The sequence below is a fragment of the Streptosporangium sp. NPDC049248 genome, assembly GCF_040678965.1.
Lineage (GTDB): Bacteria > Actinomycetota > Actinomycetes > Streptosporangiales > Streptosporangiaceae > Streptosporangium > Streptosporangium fukuiense.
In genome coordinates, this window is record NZ_JBFAQY010000004.1 from 84667 (window position 1) to 99744 (window position 15078).

At 68.7% G+C, this 15078-nt stretch carries 11 protein-coding genes; 5 read left to right on the forward strand and 6 right to left on the reverse strand.

Features of this window, described 5'->3' with window-relative positions:
• Positions 1 to 16 precede the first annotated feature (16 nt).
• The gene (locus tag AB0K21_RS09670; protein WP_343964377.1) at positions 17 to 1132 is read right to left on the reverse strand and encodes an oligopeptide/dipeptide ABC transporter ATP-binding protein; all 1116 of its coding nucleotides are present in this window, start codon (positions 1130 to 1132) and stop codon (positions 17 to 19) included.
• A complete protein-coding gene (locus AB0K21_RS09675) occupies positions 1132 to 2151 on the reverse strand; it encodes an ABC transporter ATP-binding protein (protein ID WP_343964375.1) in 1020 nt (339 codons plus the stop codon). The genes AB0K21_RS09670 and AB0K21_RS09675 overlap by 1 nt, the downstream gene beginning before the upstream one ends.
• A gap of 208 nt (positions 2152 to 2359) precedes the next feature.
• On the opposite strand from AB0K21_RS09675, the gene AB0K21_RS09680 reads away from it, so the two are divergent.
• Positions 2360 to 4480, forward strand: coding sequence for an acetate--CoA ligase family protein (locus AB0K21_RS09680; protein WP_343964373.1), 2121 nt, complete (start codon positions 2360 to 2362; stop codon positions 4478 to 4480).
• A 276-nt stretch (positions 4481 to 4756) separates the two neighbouring features.
• Here AB0K21_RS09680 and AB0K21_RS09685 read toward each other — a convergent pair whose 3' ends face one another.
• Positions 4757 to 6223, reverse strand: a complete 1467-nt coding sequence (locus AB0K21_RS09685) for an MFS transporter (protein WP_343964371.1) — start codon at positions 6221 to 6223, stop codon at positions 4757 to 4759.
• A gap of 533 nt (positions 6224 to 6756) precedes the next feature.
• Between AB0K21_RS09685 and AB0K21_RS09690 the strand changes: the two genes are divergently transcribed.
• Entirely contained in the window at positions 6757 to 7563 is an 807-nt protein-coding gene (locus AB0K21_RS09690) for an NmrA family NAD(P)-binding protein (RefSeq protein ID WP_343964369.1), read from the forward strand.
• A 185-nt stretch (positions 7564 to 7748) separates the two neighbouring features.
• Here the strand turns inward: AB0K21_RS09690 and AB0K21_RS09695 are convergent, their stop codons facing one another.
• The 3 genes from AB0K21_RS09695 to AB0K21_RS09705 all read right to left on the reverse strand — a co-directional run bounded on the left by AB0K21_RS09695 (position 7749) and on the right by AB0K21_RS09705 (position 11147).
• The gene (locus tag AB0K21_RS09695; RefSeq protein WP_343964367.1) at positions 7749 to 8756 is read right to left on the reverse strand and encodes an LLM class flavin-dependent oxidoreductase; all 1008 of its coding nucleotides are present in this window, start codon (positions 8754 to 8756) and stop codon (positions 7749 to 7751) included.
• A 36-nt stretch (positions 8757 to 8792) separates the two neighbouring features.
• A complete protein-coding gene (locus AB0K21_RS09700; protein WP_343964365.1) occupies positions 8793 to 9695 on the reverse strand; it encodes a carbon-nitrogen hydrolase family protein in 903 nt (300 codons plus the stop codon).
• A 93-nt stretch (positions 9696 to 9788) separates the two neighbouring features.
• Positions 9789 to 11147: a dihydroorotase family protein gene (locus tag AB0K21_RS09705; protein ID WP_343964363.1), complete on the reverse strand. Its 1359-nt coding sequence runs from the start codon at positions 11145 to 11147 to the stop codon at positions 9789 to 9791.
• Between the two features lie 477 nt (positions 11148 to 11624).
• Here AB0K21_RS09705 and AB0K21_RS09710 point away from each other — a divergent pair, with 477 nt between their 5' ends.
• The 3 genes from AB0K21_RS09710 (at position 11625) to AB0K21_RS09720 (ending at position 15078) form a co-directional block, all read left to right on the forward strand.
• Positions 11625 to 12437 (forward strand): enoyl-CoA hydratase/isomerase family protein, encoded by an 813-nt coding sequence (locus AB0K21_RS09710; RefSeq protein WP_343964361.1) that lies wholly within the window; start codon positions 11625 to 11627, stop codon positions 12435 to 12437.
• A 108-nt stretch (positions 12438 to 12545) separates the two neighbouring features.
• Complete coding sequence (locus tag AB0K21_RS09715; RefSeq protein ID WP_343964359.1) at positions 12546 to 14096, forward strand: ABC transporter substrate-binding protein; 1551 nt, start codon at positions 12546 to 12548, stop codon at positions 14094 to 14096.
• A gap of 61 nt (positions 14097 to 14157) precedes the next feature.
• The gene (locus tag AB0K21_RS09720) at positions 14158 to 15078 is read left to right on the forward strand and encodes an ABC transporter permease (protein ID WP_343964357.1); all 921 of its coding nucleotides are present in this window, start codon (positions 14158 to 14160) and stop codon (positions 15076 to 15078) included.

A 15078-nucleotide genomic window follows, 5' to 3' on the forward strand; every position in this document is an offset into this window, starting at 1 on the left:
GTTCGGGAACGGAGACTCAGGCGATGATCGTCGCGGCCTGCTCCCGCTCCAGCGGGAAGTGGCAGGCCGACCAGTGCTCGTCGTCGGCCTTGAGGGTCAGGGCCGGCGCCTGCCGGACGCAGGCGCGAGGGACCTTGCGCCCGCCGTCCAGCTCGTGGACCTCGCCGGCGGGGAGCTTCTGGGCGAGCAGTTCGGCGTGGAAGCAGCGCTGGTGGAAGGTGCATCCCGAGGGAGGGTTCGCCGGGTTCGGCGGGTCACCGGGCAGCTGGATGCGCTCGCGGGAACGCTCCACATCGGGGTCGGGCACCGGCGCCGCCGACAGCAGTGAGGCGGTGTACGGGTGGTGCGGCGAGGTGTAGATGTCGTCCTTGGCGGCGATCTCCACGATCCGCCCCAGGTACATCACCATGACCCGGTCGCTCACGTGCCGTACGACGGAGAGGTCGTGCGAGATGAGGATGTAGCTGAGGCCGTACTCCTGACGCAGGTCCTGCAGGAGTTTGAGGACCTGCGCCTGGATCGAGACGTCCAGCGCCGACACCGGTTCGTCGAGGAGCAGCACCTGGGGGGTGACCGAGAGCGCGCGGGCGATGCCGATGCGCTGGCGCTGACCGCCGGAGAACTGGTGCGGGAACAGCTTGGCCTGGGCACGCTGGAGACCCATCCGCTCCAGCATCCCGTGCACCGTGTCGAGCTTCTCCTGCTTGGACATGCCGGAGTTGGTGAGCGGTTCGGCGACGCTGGCCGCCACCCGCTGGCGCGGGTCCAACGACGCGTACGGATCCTGGAAGACCACCTGGACCCGCTGGTGGAACTCGCGGAGTCTGCGCCCCGCCAGCTTGGTGACGTCCTCGCCGTCCAGGAGCACCCGGCCGCCGGTGGGCTCGATCAGCCGCAGGATCATCCGGCTCAGCGTCGTCTTGCCACACCCGGACTCGCCGACGAGGCCGAGCGTCTCGCCGCGGGCGAGGTCGAAGGAGACCTCGTCCACCGCCCTGACCATGTTGGACGAGCCGCCGAACCGCTTCTTCTTCCCGAAGTGCTTGGAGAGCCTCTCCACCCGGAGAACGGCGTCGGGTCCGGCGACGAAGGGACCCGGGCTGTCCGCGGGCTCCGCGATCTCAGCGGCCATCACACACTCACATCCTGCAGTGCCATCTCCTCGGCGCGATGGCAGGCGGTCAACTGGCTGGTCGGGGTCAGCGCGCGCAGGCGCGGGATGTCGGTGGCGCAGAGCTCGCGGTCGTCGCGGCGGTGACAGCGCGGATGGAAGCTGCAGCCGGTGGGGACGGCCAGCAGGTTCGGGGGCTGGCCGGGGATCGGGTCGAGCTCCGCGACGTGGGCGTCGGGCCGGGGGCTGGACCGGAGCAGCGCCTCGGTGTACGGATGGACCGTGTTCTTGAGCACCTGACGGACACTGCCGTGCTCGACGACGCGGCCCCCGTACATCACCGCGACCTCCTCGGCATAGCGCGCGACGACGCCGAGGTCGTGTGTGATGATCACGAGCGACATGCCGAGCTCCCGGCGGAGCCCGTCCAGCAACTCCATGATCTGGGCCTGGACCGTGACGTCGAGCGCCGTGGTCGGCTCGTCGGCGACGAGCACCTGGGGCCGGAGCGCGACCCCCATCGCGATCATCACTCGCTGGCGCATTCCCCCGGAGAGCTGGTGCGGATAGTAGTCGACGCGCTCGCGGGGGTTCGGGATGCCGACCAGCCCGAGGGTCTCGATCGCCCGCCGCCTGGCCTCGGCCCGGGAGGTCTTCTCGTGGTGGCGCACCACGTCGCCGATCTGCTGCCCGATGGTGAAGGAGGGATTGAGACCGGCCAGGGCGTCCTGGAAGATCATCCCGATCGACTTGCCGCGCAACTGGCTCAACCGGCTCTTACCCTCAAGGGTGTACTCCTGGCCGAGGTAGCTCACCGTCCCGGACTCGATCGACCCGCCGGGGGGCAGTAGCCCAAGTACGGATAGAAATGTCATGCTTTTTCCGGATCCAGACTCGCCGACCACCGCGAGAGTGCGACCACGGAAGCACTGCAAGGAGACGTCGTTGACGGGATGGACGACGCCTCTCAAGGTTTCGATCCGGGTACGCAGGTTCCGGATATCAAGAACGATGTCGCCTTGGCCATCGTTGACTGTCATGGCGTCTCCTGAGGCGGTTTGGCCCTTGCTACACTAAGCAAGTGGTTCAGTAGGTAAACCACTGGATCAAATTCGTCCCCTTATGTTACTGATACCAGGGGCAGAGTCGTCGGCTTGTGGTGAGAATCACTCGAATCTCCCGATCCGCCCTCCAGGGATGTTCTCTCGCAAGCCAACGTCCGTCTCCGTGACCGGATGGTGACAAACCGTGCCTGATTCGGGCTTCCGCAACCTTCAACCGCTCCTGCGCCCGCGTTCCATCGCGGTGGTGGGCGCCTCACCACGACTCAACCGGGGCACCCGGGTCCTCGAGAACCTGCGCAGGTTCGGTTTCGAGGGCGCCCTGCACGTCGTCAACCCGAAGTACGCCGACGTGCTCGGCGTTCCGTGCGTACCCTCCGTGCGCGAGCTTCCCGACGGCGTCGACCTCATCGTCGTCGCGGTGGGCGCCGACTCCGCGCTGGCGGCCGTCAGGGACGCCGGCGAGCGCGGCATCCGCGCGGCGGTGCTGATCGGCAGCGGTTTCGGCGAGGGAAGTGTCGGCTCCGAGCGCGCCGCGGAACTGCGCCGCCTGCTTGACAAGTACGACATGGTGGCCTGCGGCCCCAACTGCTACGGAACCGCGGACCTGGCGAGCGGCGCGGCGGCGTACTCCGGGCGGATCGTCGATCCGCTGCCCCTGGGCAACGTCGCACTGATCCTGCAGTCCGGCGCGCTCTCGCACGCCGTCACCGACTCCGCGATGGGCCGGGGGCTCGCCGCCTCCGCGCTCATCACCACCGGCAACGAGGTGTCGGCGACGGTCTCGGACTACGTGGCCTGGTACGCCGAGGACGAGTCGACCGAGGTGATCGGCGTCTTCCTCGAAGGGCTCCGGGACGCTCCGAAGTTCGCCGCGGCCTGCCGCCTGGCCCGCGAGAGGGGTAAGGCGGTCGTCGTCGTCTCCAGCGGCCGGTCCGACCTCGGCCGCCAGGCCGCCATGGCCCACACCGGCGCCATCTCCGGCGGCGCCGCGGCGCTCGACGGCCTGCTCGCCTCGGTCGGGGCCATCCGCGTCTCCGACCTCGACGAGTTCCGCGAGACGGTGCTGCTCTTCTCGCACCTGCGTCGCGGAAGTTCGGCGGCCACCGGCGTCGGCGTGCTGTCGATCTCCGGAGGCGCGAGCGGTTTGATGGCCGACGCCGCGGAGGCCTCCGGCCTCTCACTGCCCGCGTTCGAACCCGCCGCCGTCGACCTGCTGACCGAACTGCTGCCCGGCTTCGCCGCGGTCAACAACCCGCTCGACGTCACCGGCTCCGCCGTCGAGGACCCGACGCTCCTGCTCCGTTCCCTGCGGCTGGTCGCCGACCAGCCGCAGATCGGCGCGGTCGTGTTCGCGATGAACGTCGGTCTCTCCGGCCCCGGCCAGGAGGCGCTCTACCGCAGGCAGGCGGAGATCCTGGCCGAGGTCGCCCGCGACGTCGAGACCCCGGTGGTGCTGCTGACCATGACCGCGGGGCCGCTCGACCCGGTCATCCACGCCACGCTGTCGGCGGCCGGTGTGCCGGTCGTGATGGGGCTGCGCCCCGGCGTGCACGCGCTCACCTCGTGGCTCGACTGGCCGAGGTTCACCCTCGCCGCGCGGCCCGAGGTCGAGAGGCTCGGCGGCTGGCCCTCGCCGCACGCCGTCGCCTCCGGCGCCGACGCGATGGAGGCGCTGGTGTCCGCCGGCGTCCCGGTCGCGCCCTTCGGCGTCGCGGCGGGCGTCGACGAGGTCGCGGCCCTGGTCGAGCGCGTCGGCACACCCGTGGTGCTCAAGGTCGAGTCCCCCGACATCGCGCACAAGACGGAGGCGGGAGGCGTCGTCCTCGGCGTCACCACCCCCGAAGAGGCCAAGGCCGCCGCCGAGGCGATGCTCGCCTCTGTCGAGAGCCACCTGCCCGGGGCACGGATCACCGGGATCCTCGTGCAGCGGATGGTGGGCGGCCAGAAGCTGGAGTGCCTGATGGGGGTCGTCGACGACCCGCAGGTCGGGCTCGTGCTCTCCATCGCCCCCGGCGGGATCCTCGCCGAGCTCATGGGCCAGGCGGCGTCCCGCCCGGTGCCCGTCACCGCGCGGGACGTCGAGGAACTCCTCGACGCGAGCGTGCTCGGCAGGCTGCTCGCGGGCTACCGGGGCGGCCCGGCCTACGACCGTGCCGCGCTGGTCCAGGCGGCGGTGAGCTTCTCCGAGATGGCGGCCTCGCTGCCCGGTCTGGCCGCCGCCGAGGTGAACCCGCTGCTGGTGCTGCCCGAGGGAGAGGGAGTCGCCGCGGTCGACTGCCTGCTCATCAACGACCAGGCGAGCTGACCGACACTCCGGCCGCATCGGAGCGTGTCGGATCGCCGGGATCGACCACCGGGCCGGGAAGCGACGGCGGAACGGCTCGGTGCCGAACAGGGCGAGGCAGAAGGGGGCTCCGCCGGTCGGACGACCGGCGGAGCCCCCTTCTGACATCTCCCGCCGTCTGCGGGAGGACGAGCGGATCCACATCGCCGACCGGGTGCGGGAGATCGCGCGCGGGCCGGGCCGCGCGCCCTCGGCCATCGGCCGGGAGATTCGCCGCGACCGGAGCCGCGGACGCTGTCAGCCGGCGGGACGCAGGTCGGCGGCGTCCGGGTCGGGGACGGGCTGGGAGGCGGCGGCGACCCGGGCACGCGGGCCGGGAAGCCTGAGGGCGGCCAGGACGGCCGTCAGCATGACGGCGCCCAGGACGTAGACGGCGGCGCGCATTCCCTCGGCGGAGGCGGCGCGCAGGGCCTGTCCGGACAGCCCTTCGATGTCGTGGTTGGCGACGGCCACCAGAACCGCCAGACCCGCGGCGGTTCCCACCTGCAGCGCGGTGGAGGCCACCCCGGAGGCCAGACCCTGTTCGCCCGCCGAGACGCCGGTGCCCGCGGCGATCCACATGGCCTCGTAGGTGATGCCCATGCCCAGGCCGATGACGACGATCCCGGCCAGGACGGTGAGGAAGGATCCGTCCGTGTGCATGCCGGGGGCCAGGAACGCGGCGCCCACGGCGTTGACGACGATGCCGGTGATCAGTGTGCTCCGGGTGCCGAAGCGGTGGACCAGTCGCTCGCTGAGGAGGTTTCCCGCCGTGATCGACAGGGTCGGGCCAAGGAACGCCAGCCCGGTCTCCAGGGCGCTGAAGCCGAGGACGTCCTGGAAGTACAGGGTCAGGAAGTACGGCACGGCCTGCATCGTCAGCCCGAAGACGAGGATGACCACGACCGCTCCGCTGAGCGCGCGGTTGCGGAACAGCCGCAGCGGCATCAGCGGCGTCCGGCCCCGGGCCTGGACGCGTAGGAACGTGGCCAGCAGAACCACCGCGAGAACGGTCGCGGCGATCACCTCGGCCCGTGCCCAGCCGACCTCGGAGCCGTGCGCGACCGCGAAGATCAACAGGGTGACGCCCGCGGTACCGGTCAGGGTTCCGAGCACGTCGACGCTTCCTCTGCTGACGCGGCCGTCGGGGGGCAACAGGGCGAAGGCGGCGGCGGCACCCGCGGCGGCCAGCGGGACGTTGACGTAGAACACGGCCTGCCAGCCCAGGGCCTGGGTGAGCACCCCGCCGGCCAGCGCGCCCGCCGTGAGCCCGCCGGCGCCGGCCATGGCCCAGACCGTCAGCGCACGGTTGCGCTCCCTGCCCTCGGCGAAGGCGGTGTTGACCAGGGCGAGCACCGCGGGGAACAGCACCGCGCCGGCGAGGCCCTGCAAGGCACGCGCGGTGAGCAGCACCGCCGGCGCCGTGGCCAGGCCGCCCAGCACGGAGGCCACGCCGTACAGCGCCATGCCGAGCACGAACATCCGCCGGCGTCCCACCAGGTCGGACAGCCGGCCGCCGAACAGCAGGAAGCCTCCATAGAGGACGACGTACGCGGTGACCACCCACTGCAGGGTGTGCGGCGTGAAGCCGACATCGGTCGCGATGTCGGGCAGGGCAACATAGATGATGGTGAAGTCGAGGCTGATGATCAGGTGCCCGAGCGCGAGCAGCGCGAGGCTCCATCCCGGCCGTCGGCCGCGGGCCGGGGACTGAGCTGTGGACATGGGTGTGCCTTTCGTCCGTATGTGGTTCGGTGGCCTGTCATGGCTGCACCGGAACCGGCGGACATTTGTTGGCACACCCCTTGAGGGCACTGGGGTGGGCGGCGCCCGGGCTCGGTCCGTCAGGTCCGGTCATCGCCCCTCCCCTCCCTGCGTGTTCCGCGCTGTCCTCGGCACGACTATGCCGCTCGCCGCGGTCCGCGGCATCGGACGCCCGGTCGGCATGACCCGGGACCTTGGACCTAGGACCACCGGAGGTCCGCGCGGCGAGATCTCCGTTGATGCGCGAGGCTGTTGGCCTGTCGGCCTTCGAGGAGGCCGAGTGCGGGAATCGGGGTGTCGGCAAGACTCGTGCCACCATCCCCAAACGAGCGGAGCGCGGCGTCCGAGGCCGGCATGAGGATGGACATCGACCACCGCGACCTGGGGAAACACCGGTGATCGCGTTATCGTGCCGGACTTTTGACCTCAACTGCGGTTGAGTTTCTAGGCTCGTCGGCGACCCATCCGAGCAAGACGACCTAAGGAACTCGACTATGACGACCTTGGTGACAGGTGCCACCGGGAACACCGGCCGGCACGTTGTGGCAGAACTGGTCCGCCGAGGAGAGCGGGTTCGGGCCCTGACGCGAGACCCGGCGGCGAACGTGGGAAGGTTTCCGGCCGAGGTGGAGCTGGTGGCCGGCACGCACAACACACCAGAGAAGTTGGACACCGCACTCCACGGCGTCGACCGGCTGCATATCACGGTGACGAACGGACTTGCCGAGGTCGGGCCCGAGCTGGTCCAGCGGGCGGTCGCCGCGGGCGTTCAGCGCCTCACCGTGCTGTGGGGCGGCTGGGTGGGCCCGGTCGAGCAGGCGGTGGCGGACTCAGGCGTGGAATGGACACGTCTGGAAGCACAGGAGTTCATGTCCAACACGTTGGGCTGGGCCGAATCGATCCGAGCCGAAGGAGTGGTCCGCGAACCGTACGACTTTCCCAGCGCGCTGGTGCACGAGGCCGACATCGGGGCCGTGGCAGCCGTCGCGCTGCTCGATGACGGCCACGCGGGACAGTCCTACAACCTCACCGGACCCGAAGCGCTGACCCCGAGTGAGCGGATCGCGATCCTGTCCCGGACGCTCCGCCGCGACATCGCCTTCGAGCCGATAACGCACGAACAGGCGGTCGACAGGCTGCTGGCCACCGGAGTGTCCCGGGCGGACGCCGAGTATGTCGTCGGCTGGTACGCCGCGTCCGGTGACTCCTCCAAGACCGTGGACGACACGGTCACCCGGGTGACCGGCCGTCCGGCACGTACGTTCACACAGTGGGCGGACGAGCACGCGGACCGTTTCTAGGCTGGGGATCCGAACGCGCCCACGCCGGCCGGTCCCCCGGTTCAGGGCCATGGGTTTCCGCGTTCCCACACCATGAGGTGACACGGAAACCCATGCCCTCGCCAGGCCGGCTGCCGCCGGCAACAGATCAGCGTGTTGCGACGACCGCAGGAAAGCGCCGTGACAGAGCGACCGGAGGGCCCAGGTCAGCGGATGGCCGGAATGACCTCCCTGCCGAACCGCTCGATGTTGCGCCGGACCAGCTCCATCGGCATCCCGGGGAAGTTCAGCCGGACGATCAGGTGCGTCACGCCCAGCGTGTCGCGGTGGTGCAGGCAGTCCTGGATCACGTCGTCGACGCCGCCGATGATGAACCGGTTCCTGGCCAGGTCGGCGAAGTCACTGCTGTTCGCGCCGCTGTTGCCGGGAACGTTGTCGCCCATGCCCCAGCTGTAGTACGCCTTGTACTTCGCGCCGATGAACGGCTCGGCCTCCCTGAGCGCGGACTCCTTGTCGTCGCCGACGAAGAGTTCCACACACTTGGCGAACTCCACCTTCTCCGGCAGGCCCGCCTCCTTCCTGGTCTGGTGGAAGAGGTCGACCTGCTGCTTCATCTCCCCCCACTCCGTCATCGACGTCGCGATCCACGCGTCACCCTGCAGGGCGGCGCGCTTGATCGCGGGGTCGGCGGTGGCGCCGAACCAGATCTGCGGGCGGGGCTTCTGGATCGGGCGCGGACTGATCGTCACGTTGTCGAGGGTGAAGTGCTTGCCCTCGAACGACACGTTCTCCTCGGTCCACAGCCGCTTGAGGATCTCCACGCCTTCCACCAGGCGGCCCACCCGGTGCTTCTTGTTGATCTGGAAGGCGTTGAACTCCTCGTCGCGGTACCCCAGGCCGACGCCCAGGATGAGCCTGCCGCCGGTGATCACGTCCATCGTCGCGTACTGCTCGGCGATGTCGACGGGGTTCAGCAGGGGCAGCAGCAGCAGGTTCGTGCCCAGCCTCATGTCACCCGCCTCCGCCGCCAGACGCGCGAGCATCGGCGTCGTCTGGAGGTACTGGTCGGGGGCGCTCAGGAAGTGCTGGCCCAGCCAGACGGCGTCGTAGCCGGTGTCCCTGATCAACCGCGTCTGCTCGACCAGGCCCTGGAAGGCCGAGTAGATGTCCTGCTGGGGCGCGTACTGCGACCCGAGGAAGACGCCTACGTCCATGGTGTTTTTCCTATCTCCGAGTGGGCGGCCACCGACTTACAGGACACCGCGCGCGATGTCGTCGCTGAGCGAGCCGTAGAGCTCGGGACGGCGGTCGCGGAAGAACGTGTAGCGGACCCCGTGCTGGTCGATCTCGTCCAGGTCGAGCTCGGCCTTGAGGATGTGCGGGCCCTCACCGGCCGGCGCGGCGGTCAGTTCCTCGCCCAGCGGGCTGATGATCCGGCTGGCGCCGAAGAAGTGACGCGGGCCCTCGGTGTTCTCCACGCCGCCCTTGTTGGAGGCGACGACGAACAGGCCGTTCTGGATGGCCGCGGTGCGCAGCTCTCCGCCCCAGGAGTCGGCGCGGTTCGGGCCCCACGCCGCCACCGGGACGAACATGATCTTCGAGCCCTGCAGTGCGAGCACCCGCCACGCCTCGGGGAAGGAGCGCTCGTAGCAGATCAGGATGGAGATCTTGCCGAACTCGGTCCTGAAGGTCGCCAGGCCCGGCCCCTCCTTGAAGTAGTAGCGCTCGTTGAGGCCGGGGCTGTAGCTCCACTGGTCGGGGATGTGGTTCTTGCGGTAGACCTTCACCTGGCGGCCGTCGGGCAGGTCGCCGGGGATCAGTTCGCCGTCGCGGCCGATGACCGCCACGCTGTTGTAGAACTCGCCCTTGACCTCGCCCTTCTCGTAGAAGGGGAAGAGCACATAGCTGCCGAGCCGCTTGGCCAGCTCCTGGAAACGCCTGACCGACGGCCCGTCGATCGGCTCGGCGAGCTTGAAGTGCTCGGGGGTGTTGTAGCCGCAGAAGTACTGCGTGTTGGACAGCTCGCTGAACACCACGAAGTCCGGCGAGTAGTCCTTCGTGGCCTCGGCGACCAGGGCGAGGTTCTCCTCGACGTTCTTCTCGGTGTCAACGGTCGCCGGTCCGTTCTGGACCAGCAGCACTTTTGCCTTCATTGGGGTTCAGCCCTTCTCACTCATTACCGATAATCCGCAGGTCAGACCCGGTGATACGGGTTGACTTCAGTGGTTGTCGCTGTTTTCCGGTCTCTACCGCGCCAGGAACCGGCCACCCGGCTCGCCGACGACCTCCCCGTCGACGGCCACGGTCCTGCCGCGCAGCAGCGTGCGCACCGGCCACCCGCGCAGCGTCCGCCCGTCGAGGATGCTGTACGCCGACGAGCCGCCCAGGGTCTCGTGGTCGACGACGCGCTCCGCGTCGAGGTCGCACAGCACGAGGTCGGCGTCGGCCCCCACCCGCAGGTTGCCCTTGGCCGGCATGCCGAAGATCGAGGCGGCGTTGCCGGACAGGACCTGCGCGATGCGCTGCAGGCTCATCCCCCGCCTGTGGTGCCCCTCGGAGAGGAGTACCGGAAGCGTCGTCGCCATGCCCGGGAATCCCGCCGCGGCGGACCAGATGTCGCCCTGCTTGCGCTCAAGCGGCACGGCGCAGTGGTCCGTGCCGACGGTGTCGACGTCACCGTCGATCAGTCCGCGCCACATCGCCTCGACGTCCTCCGCCGTGCGCACCGGCGGGTTGATCTTGGCAAGCGATCCCACCTCGCTGTCGTAGGTGTGGGTGAGGTAGTGCGGGCAGGTCTCCACCCAGACCTTGCCGCCGGTGCCCCTGACCCGCTTGGCCGCCTCAAGGCTCTCGCTCGATCCGATGTGCACCAGGTAGACGGTGGCGTCCACCCGTTCGGCGAAGAAGGCCACCCGCTGGATGTTCTCCGCCTCGGCGAACGCCGGCCGGGCGTCGGACCAGGCTCGCAGCCCGGTGGCCCCGGACTCGCGCACCTGCCGCATGGTCCGGTTGACGATGTCGGTGTTCTCCGCGTGCACGCAGGCCACGCCGCCGGACTCGCCGAGCAGGCGCAGGCCCTCCAGCAGCAGCCCGTCGTCGCACTCGTTCACCATCCCGACGGTGGCTCCGTCCGCGCCCCGGTAGGCCATGTAGAACTTGTGCGACCTGACGCCGGCGTCCGCGTACTTCGGTATCTGCCGCACCTGGGACTCGGCGAGCATGCCGAAGTGCAGCGCCACGTCGACGGTGGACTTCTCGTCGACCGAGGCGATCAGCTCGGGAAGCTCGTCGTACGGCGCCGGCTCCGCGCCCTTGTACTGACGGTAGAAGCTCATCACCGTGGTGACGCCGCCGAGGGCCGCCGATCGGGTCTCGGTCTCCAGGTCGGCCTCGAAGGACTGCGCGTAGCCGAGGTGCGTGTGCGGGTCGATGACACCCGGCATGACGACCAGCCCGGTGGCGTCGATCTCCTCGTCCGCGGAGAGTCGCTCACCGGGGGCCAGGACGGCGGCGATCCGCCCGTCCTTGATCCCCAGACTGCCCGCCAGCGTTCCCCAGTCCGGGTCGACAAGCAGTCCACCCGTGACAGCAACATCGAAGTGCACGAAACCTCTCTTCATGGTCGGACATGCGGTGACAGCGATCCCGGCCCTCGGCCACACCCGTCAACTGGTTCACTGAGCGAACTGCCAGTTCATTTTTGACGAGGGTACAGTCTCTGTCAATGCCCGGGTCCGACACCCACGGCCAGGAAACCCGCCGCCGGGGACTCGAATGACCTCGACGGCTATGACATGGGTCACTCGATCGACGTGACCGCCGATCCGCGGATCGGCGGCCGATCCAGCCGGGAGACCCCGGCTCCGGCGCCGGATCGGCCGGAAAATCGGGCCGCGCGCCGCCGGAGCCATCGGGGGTTCACGCACCCCAAGACCCTCCGGAGGCTTCCCTCCTATTGTTGCCTGTCCGTTTCACCCATATGAACTTGCCCGTTTTCTCTTGACACCTCAAGGCCACCTCGGGTCCACTACTCAAATCGATGGTCCACACAGCGGACCGATACCTCAGGGGTTGGAGAGCGAGTGTCCTACGAAGACGTGCGTCTGGAACGTGACGGTCAGGTCGCGATACTGACACTGGCAAGGCCGAAGGCCCTGAACGCCCTCCGCGCCCAGACCGTCAACGAGCTGAGTGCGGCGATCGACGAGATCGAGGCGGACCGCACCATCAAGGCCGTCGTCCTCGGCGCGGAAGGCAACCGGGCCTTCTCCTCAGGTATCGACCTTGTCAACGACCCGTCCCCGGCGAACACCGTGGAGACGGACTACATCGCCCAGCGTAACGCGAAGATGCTGGAGAAGCTCTGGTACATGGACCGGGTGGTGATCACCGCGGTCAAGGGAGTCGCGCTCGCCGCCGGCTGCAACCTGGCGCTCATCGGTGATCTGACCGTGTGCGGGGAGAACGCCTCGTTCGGCGAGCCCGAGATCCGCCACGGCACCCTGTCCCCGCTGCTGCTGCTCCCGTGGCTCACGCACTTCAAGCTGATGAACCACATGTACCTCACCGGCGACAGCGTGGACGCGCAGGAGGCCCACCGCCTCGGCCTGGTCAACACCGTCGTGCCGGACGACGAGGTCGACGCGGCGGCGCTCCGGCTCGCCCAGCGCATCGTCAACGCCCCGCTGCTGACGCTCCAGACCGTCAAGCGCTCGGTCCGGATGATGCAGGACATGCAGGGCTTCCGGGGGCTGCAGATGGGGCACCGCTTCGCCGACACCCTGGTCCTGGACTCCACCGGCGTTCCCGAGCGGGACAACCTGCGCGCGATCCGCGCCGAACACGGTCTCAAGGCGTTCCTTGAGGCGCGCGACGCGCCCTACCGCGAGGCGTGACACCCACACACCTGCCTGGCAGGACACCGCCGGCGTCAGGCGCCGGCATCGGTTTCGGGGGCCGAACACTACGTCCGAGGACAGCGAAAGAGAGAGGGACGTAACTTCATGAAACACCCCGGGAAAACATGGCCGCGCCGCAGTGCCGCGGCGTTGGCCATGCTCACCTCCCTCACCCTGGCGGGTTGCGGCCTGAGCTCGGGAGGCGCCGAGGAGAGCGCCCCCGTGGCGGCCGAGGACGCGACGCTGCGAGTCGGCATGGCCTCCGACGCCCAGAGCCTCGATCCGCCGAACTTCTCCCTCACCGCGGACTTCATCCGCCTCGACCTGATTTACGAGCGCCTGGTCAAGCTCGACCCGAACGGCAAGCCCATCCCTGGGCTGGCCACCTCGTGGGAGCAGAACTCCGACACCGAGTGGACCTTCACCATCCGCGACGGGATCACGTTCACCGACGGCACGGACCTCACCCCCGAGGTCGTCAAGACCAACCTGGAACGCGCGATGAAGGCCCCGCAGGGCAAGGGCTACCTCGGCGTGATCAAGTCGGTGGAGCTCGTCGGCGACAAGCAGGTCAAGCTGATCCTCAGCAAGCCCTTCTCCAGCCTGCTCAACAACCTCTCCGTCCCCGTCGCGGGCATCATCAGTGCGAAGGCGATCAAGGAGAACGAGAAGAACCTGTCGGCCAACCCTGTCGGCACCGGGCCGTACACCCTCAAGAGCTGGAACCCTGACGAGCGCATGGTCCTGGAGCGCAACGAGGGCTACTGGGGCGAGAAGTCACAGGTCAAGACCGTGGAGATCGTCCCGATCCCCGAGGCGAGCACCCGTCTGGCCGCGCTCCAGTCCGGCGACGTCGACGTCATCGAGAACCCGCCTCCCTCCGAGCTCTCCCTCATCAAGGAGTCCCCGGACATCAACGAGCTCATCGAGCCCAAGGCGCAGCCGATCTTCCTCGGTTTCGAGCTCAAGCAGGTTCCCGACGTCAAGGTCCGCCGGGCGATCGCGATGGCGATCGACAAGGAAGGCATCGTCAAGAACGTCCTCGAAGGCGTGGGTACCCCGGCGACCAACGGGCTGCTCCCGCCGGCGCTTGTCACGGCCGCCGCCGACCCGATCAACATCGACCACGACCTCGAGGGCGCCAAGAAGCTCATGGCCGAGGCCGGAGCAGGCGACCTGACGCTCGACCTGGTCCTGCCGGCCAGCTACTACCTCAAGGACAAGGAGGTGGCCGAGGTCATCAAGTCCCAGCTCAAGGAGATCGGGGTCACCGCCAACCTGAAGGTCCAGGAGTCCGGGACGTGGTTCACCTCGCTGCTTGAGCACAAGACCCAGATGTACTGGCTGGGCTGGGGTGTGGCCGCCGGCGACCCCGCCGACATGCTGACCCGCGTCTTCCGCTCCGGTGCGGTGAACAACATGGCGGGCTACTCGGGCGCCGACAAGGAGATCGACGAGCTCGCCCTCCTGCCCATCAGGACGCCGGAGCGCGAGGCCCTGATGAACGAGATCCAGCGCAAGATCGTGGAGGAGGACGTCGTGGTGGTTCCCATCCACTACTCGACCAACTTCTACGCGACGCGTGCCGAGGTCCAGGGGTTCCACACCACGATGGCCAGTCTTTGGGACCTGTCGGGCGTCACCGTCAAGAAGTAACCCCCCGCTCGAAGGTCACCGGGGGAGCTTCTCCGCGGCCTAAATGAGGAGATGCGAGGAAATGTTGTCTTATGTAGGCAGACGGCTGTTGCAGCTGGTGCCGCTGCTACTTGTCATCTCGTTCGTCATCTTCGTGGCCCTGGAGATGGCCCCCGGTGACCCGGTCACCCTGCTGCTCGGCCAAAACGCCTCGCCACAGGCGGTCGCCGAACTCCGTGCCGAACTCGGACTCGATCGGCCGTTGTTCCTGCAGTACTTCTCCTTCATCACGGAGGCCGTACAGGGAGACCTCGGCGTCTCCTACCGGAGCGGGCGCGAGGTCGCCTTCGAGCTCGCGCGCACCACCGGAGTGAGCGCCACGCTCGCGCTGACGGCCATGATCCTGGCCGTGCTCGTCGGTGTGACGGTGGGCATCGTCGCCGCCGTCAAGCAGTACACGTTCATCGACACCGTCACCCGCGTCGGGGTGCTGGCCATGGTGTCGCTCCCGGTGTTCTGGCTGGCCATCCTGATGATCATCGGCTTCGCGGTGAAGTGGCCGATCTTCCCCGCCTTCGGCTGGGGGACCTACGGCCACCTGGTGCTGCCGGCCATCGCGCTCAGCACCTACCCGCTCGCCGTCATCGCGCGGCTGACCCGGTCCAGCATGCTCGAGGTGATGAGCAGCGACTACGTCCGCACCGCGCGGGCCGCCGGGCTGCCCGAACGCACCGTGGTCATGAAGTACGCCCTGAAGAACGCCCTGGTGCCGGTGATGACGGTGATCGGCCTTCAGTTCGGCGGACTGATCGGCGGCGCCGTGCTCACCGAGACGGTCTTCGGCATCCCCGGAATCGGCCGCCTGATCGTCACGGCCATCGAAGGACGTGACTATCCGGTGGTGCGCGGTGCGGTCCTCCTCGGAACCGTCGTCTTCGTCCTGATCAACCTGCTGGTCGACATGCTCTACAAGTGGGCCGACCCCCGGCAGCGAGGAGTCTGA

Bases quoted from the DNA above. Each gene is read 5' to 3' on its own strand.
- AB0K21_RS09670 (WP_343964377.1), bottom strand. From the start codon at position 1,132: ATGGCCGCTGAGATCGCGGAGCCCGCGGACAGCCCGGGTCCCTTCGTC.
- AB0K21_RS09675 (WP_343964375.1), bottom strand. From the start codon at position 2,151: ATGACAGTCAACGATGGCCAAGGCGACATCGTTCTTGATATCCGGAAC.
- AB0K21_RS09685 (WP_343964371.1), bottom strand. From the start codon at position 6,223: ATGTCCACAGCTCAGTCCCCGGCCCGCGGCCGACGGCCGGGATGGAGC.
- AB0K21_RS09690 (WP_343964369.1), top strand. From the start codon at position 6,757: ATGACGACCTTGGTGACAGGTGCCACCGGGAACACCGGCCGGCACGTT.
- AB0K21_RS09695 (WP_343964367.1), bottom strand. From the start codon at position 8,756: ATGGACGTAGGCGTCTTCCTCGGGTCGCAGTACGCGCCCCAGCAGGAC.
- AB0K21_RS09700 (WP_343964365.1), bottom strand. From the start codon at position 9,695: ATGAAGGCAAAAGTGCTGCTGGTCCAGAACGGACCGGCGACCGTTGAC.
- AB0K21_RS09715 (WP_343964359.1), top strand. From the start codon at position 12,546: ATGAAACACCCCGGGAAAACATGGCCGCGCCGCAGTGCCGCGGCGTTG.
- AB0K21_RS09720 (WP_343964357.1), top strand. From the start codon at position 14,158: ATGTTGTCTTATGTAGGCAGACGGCTGTTGCAGCTGGTGCCGCTGCTA.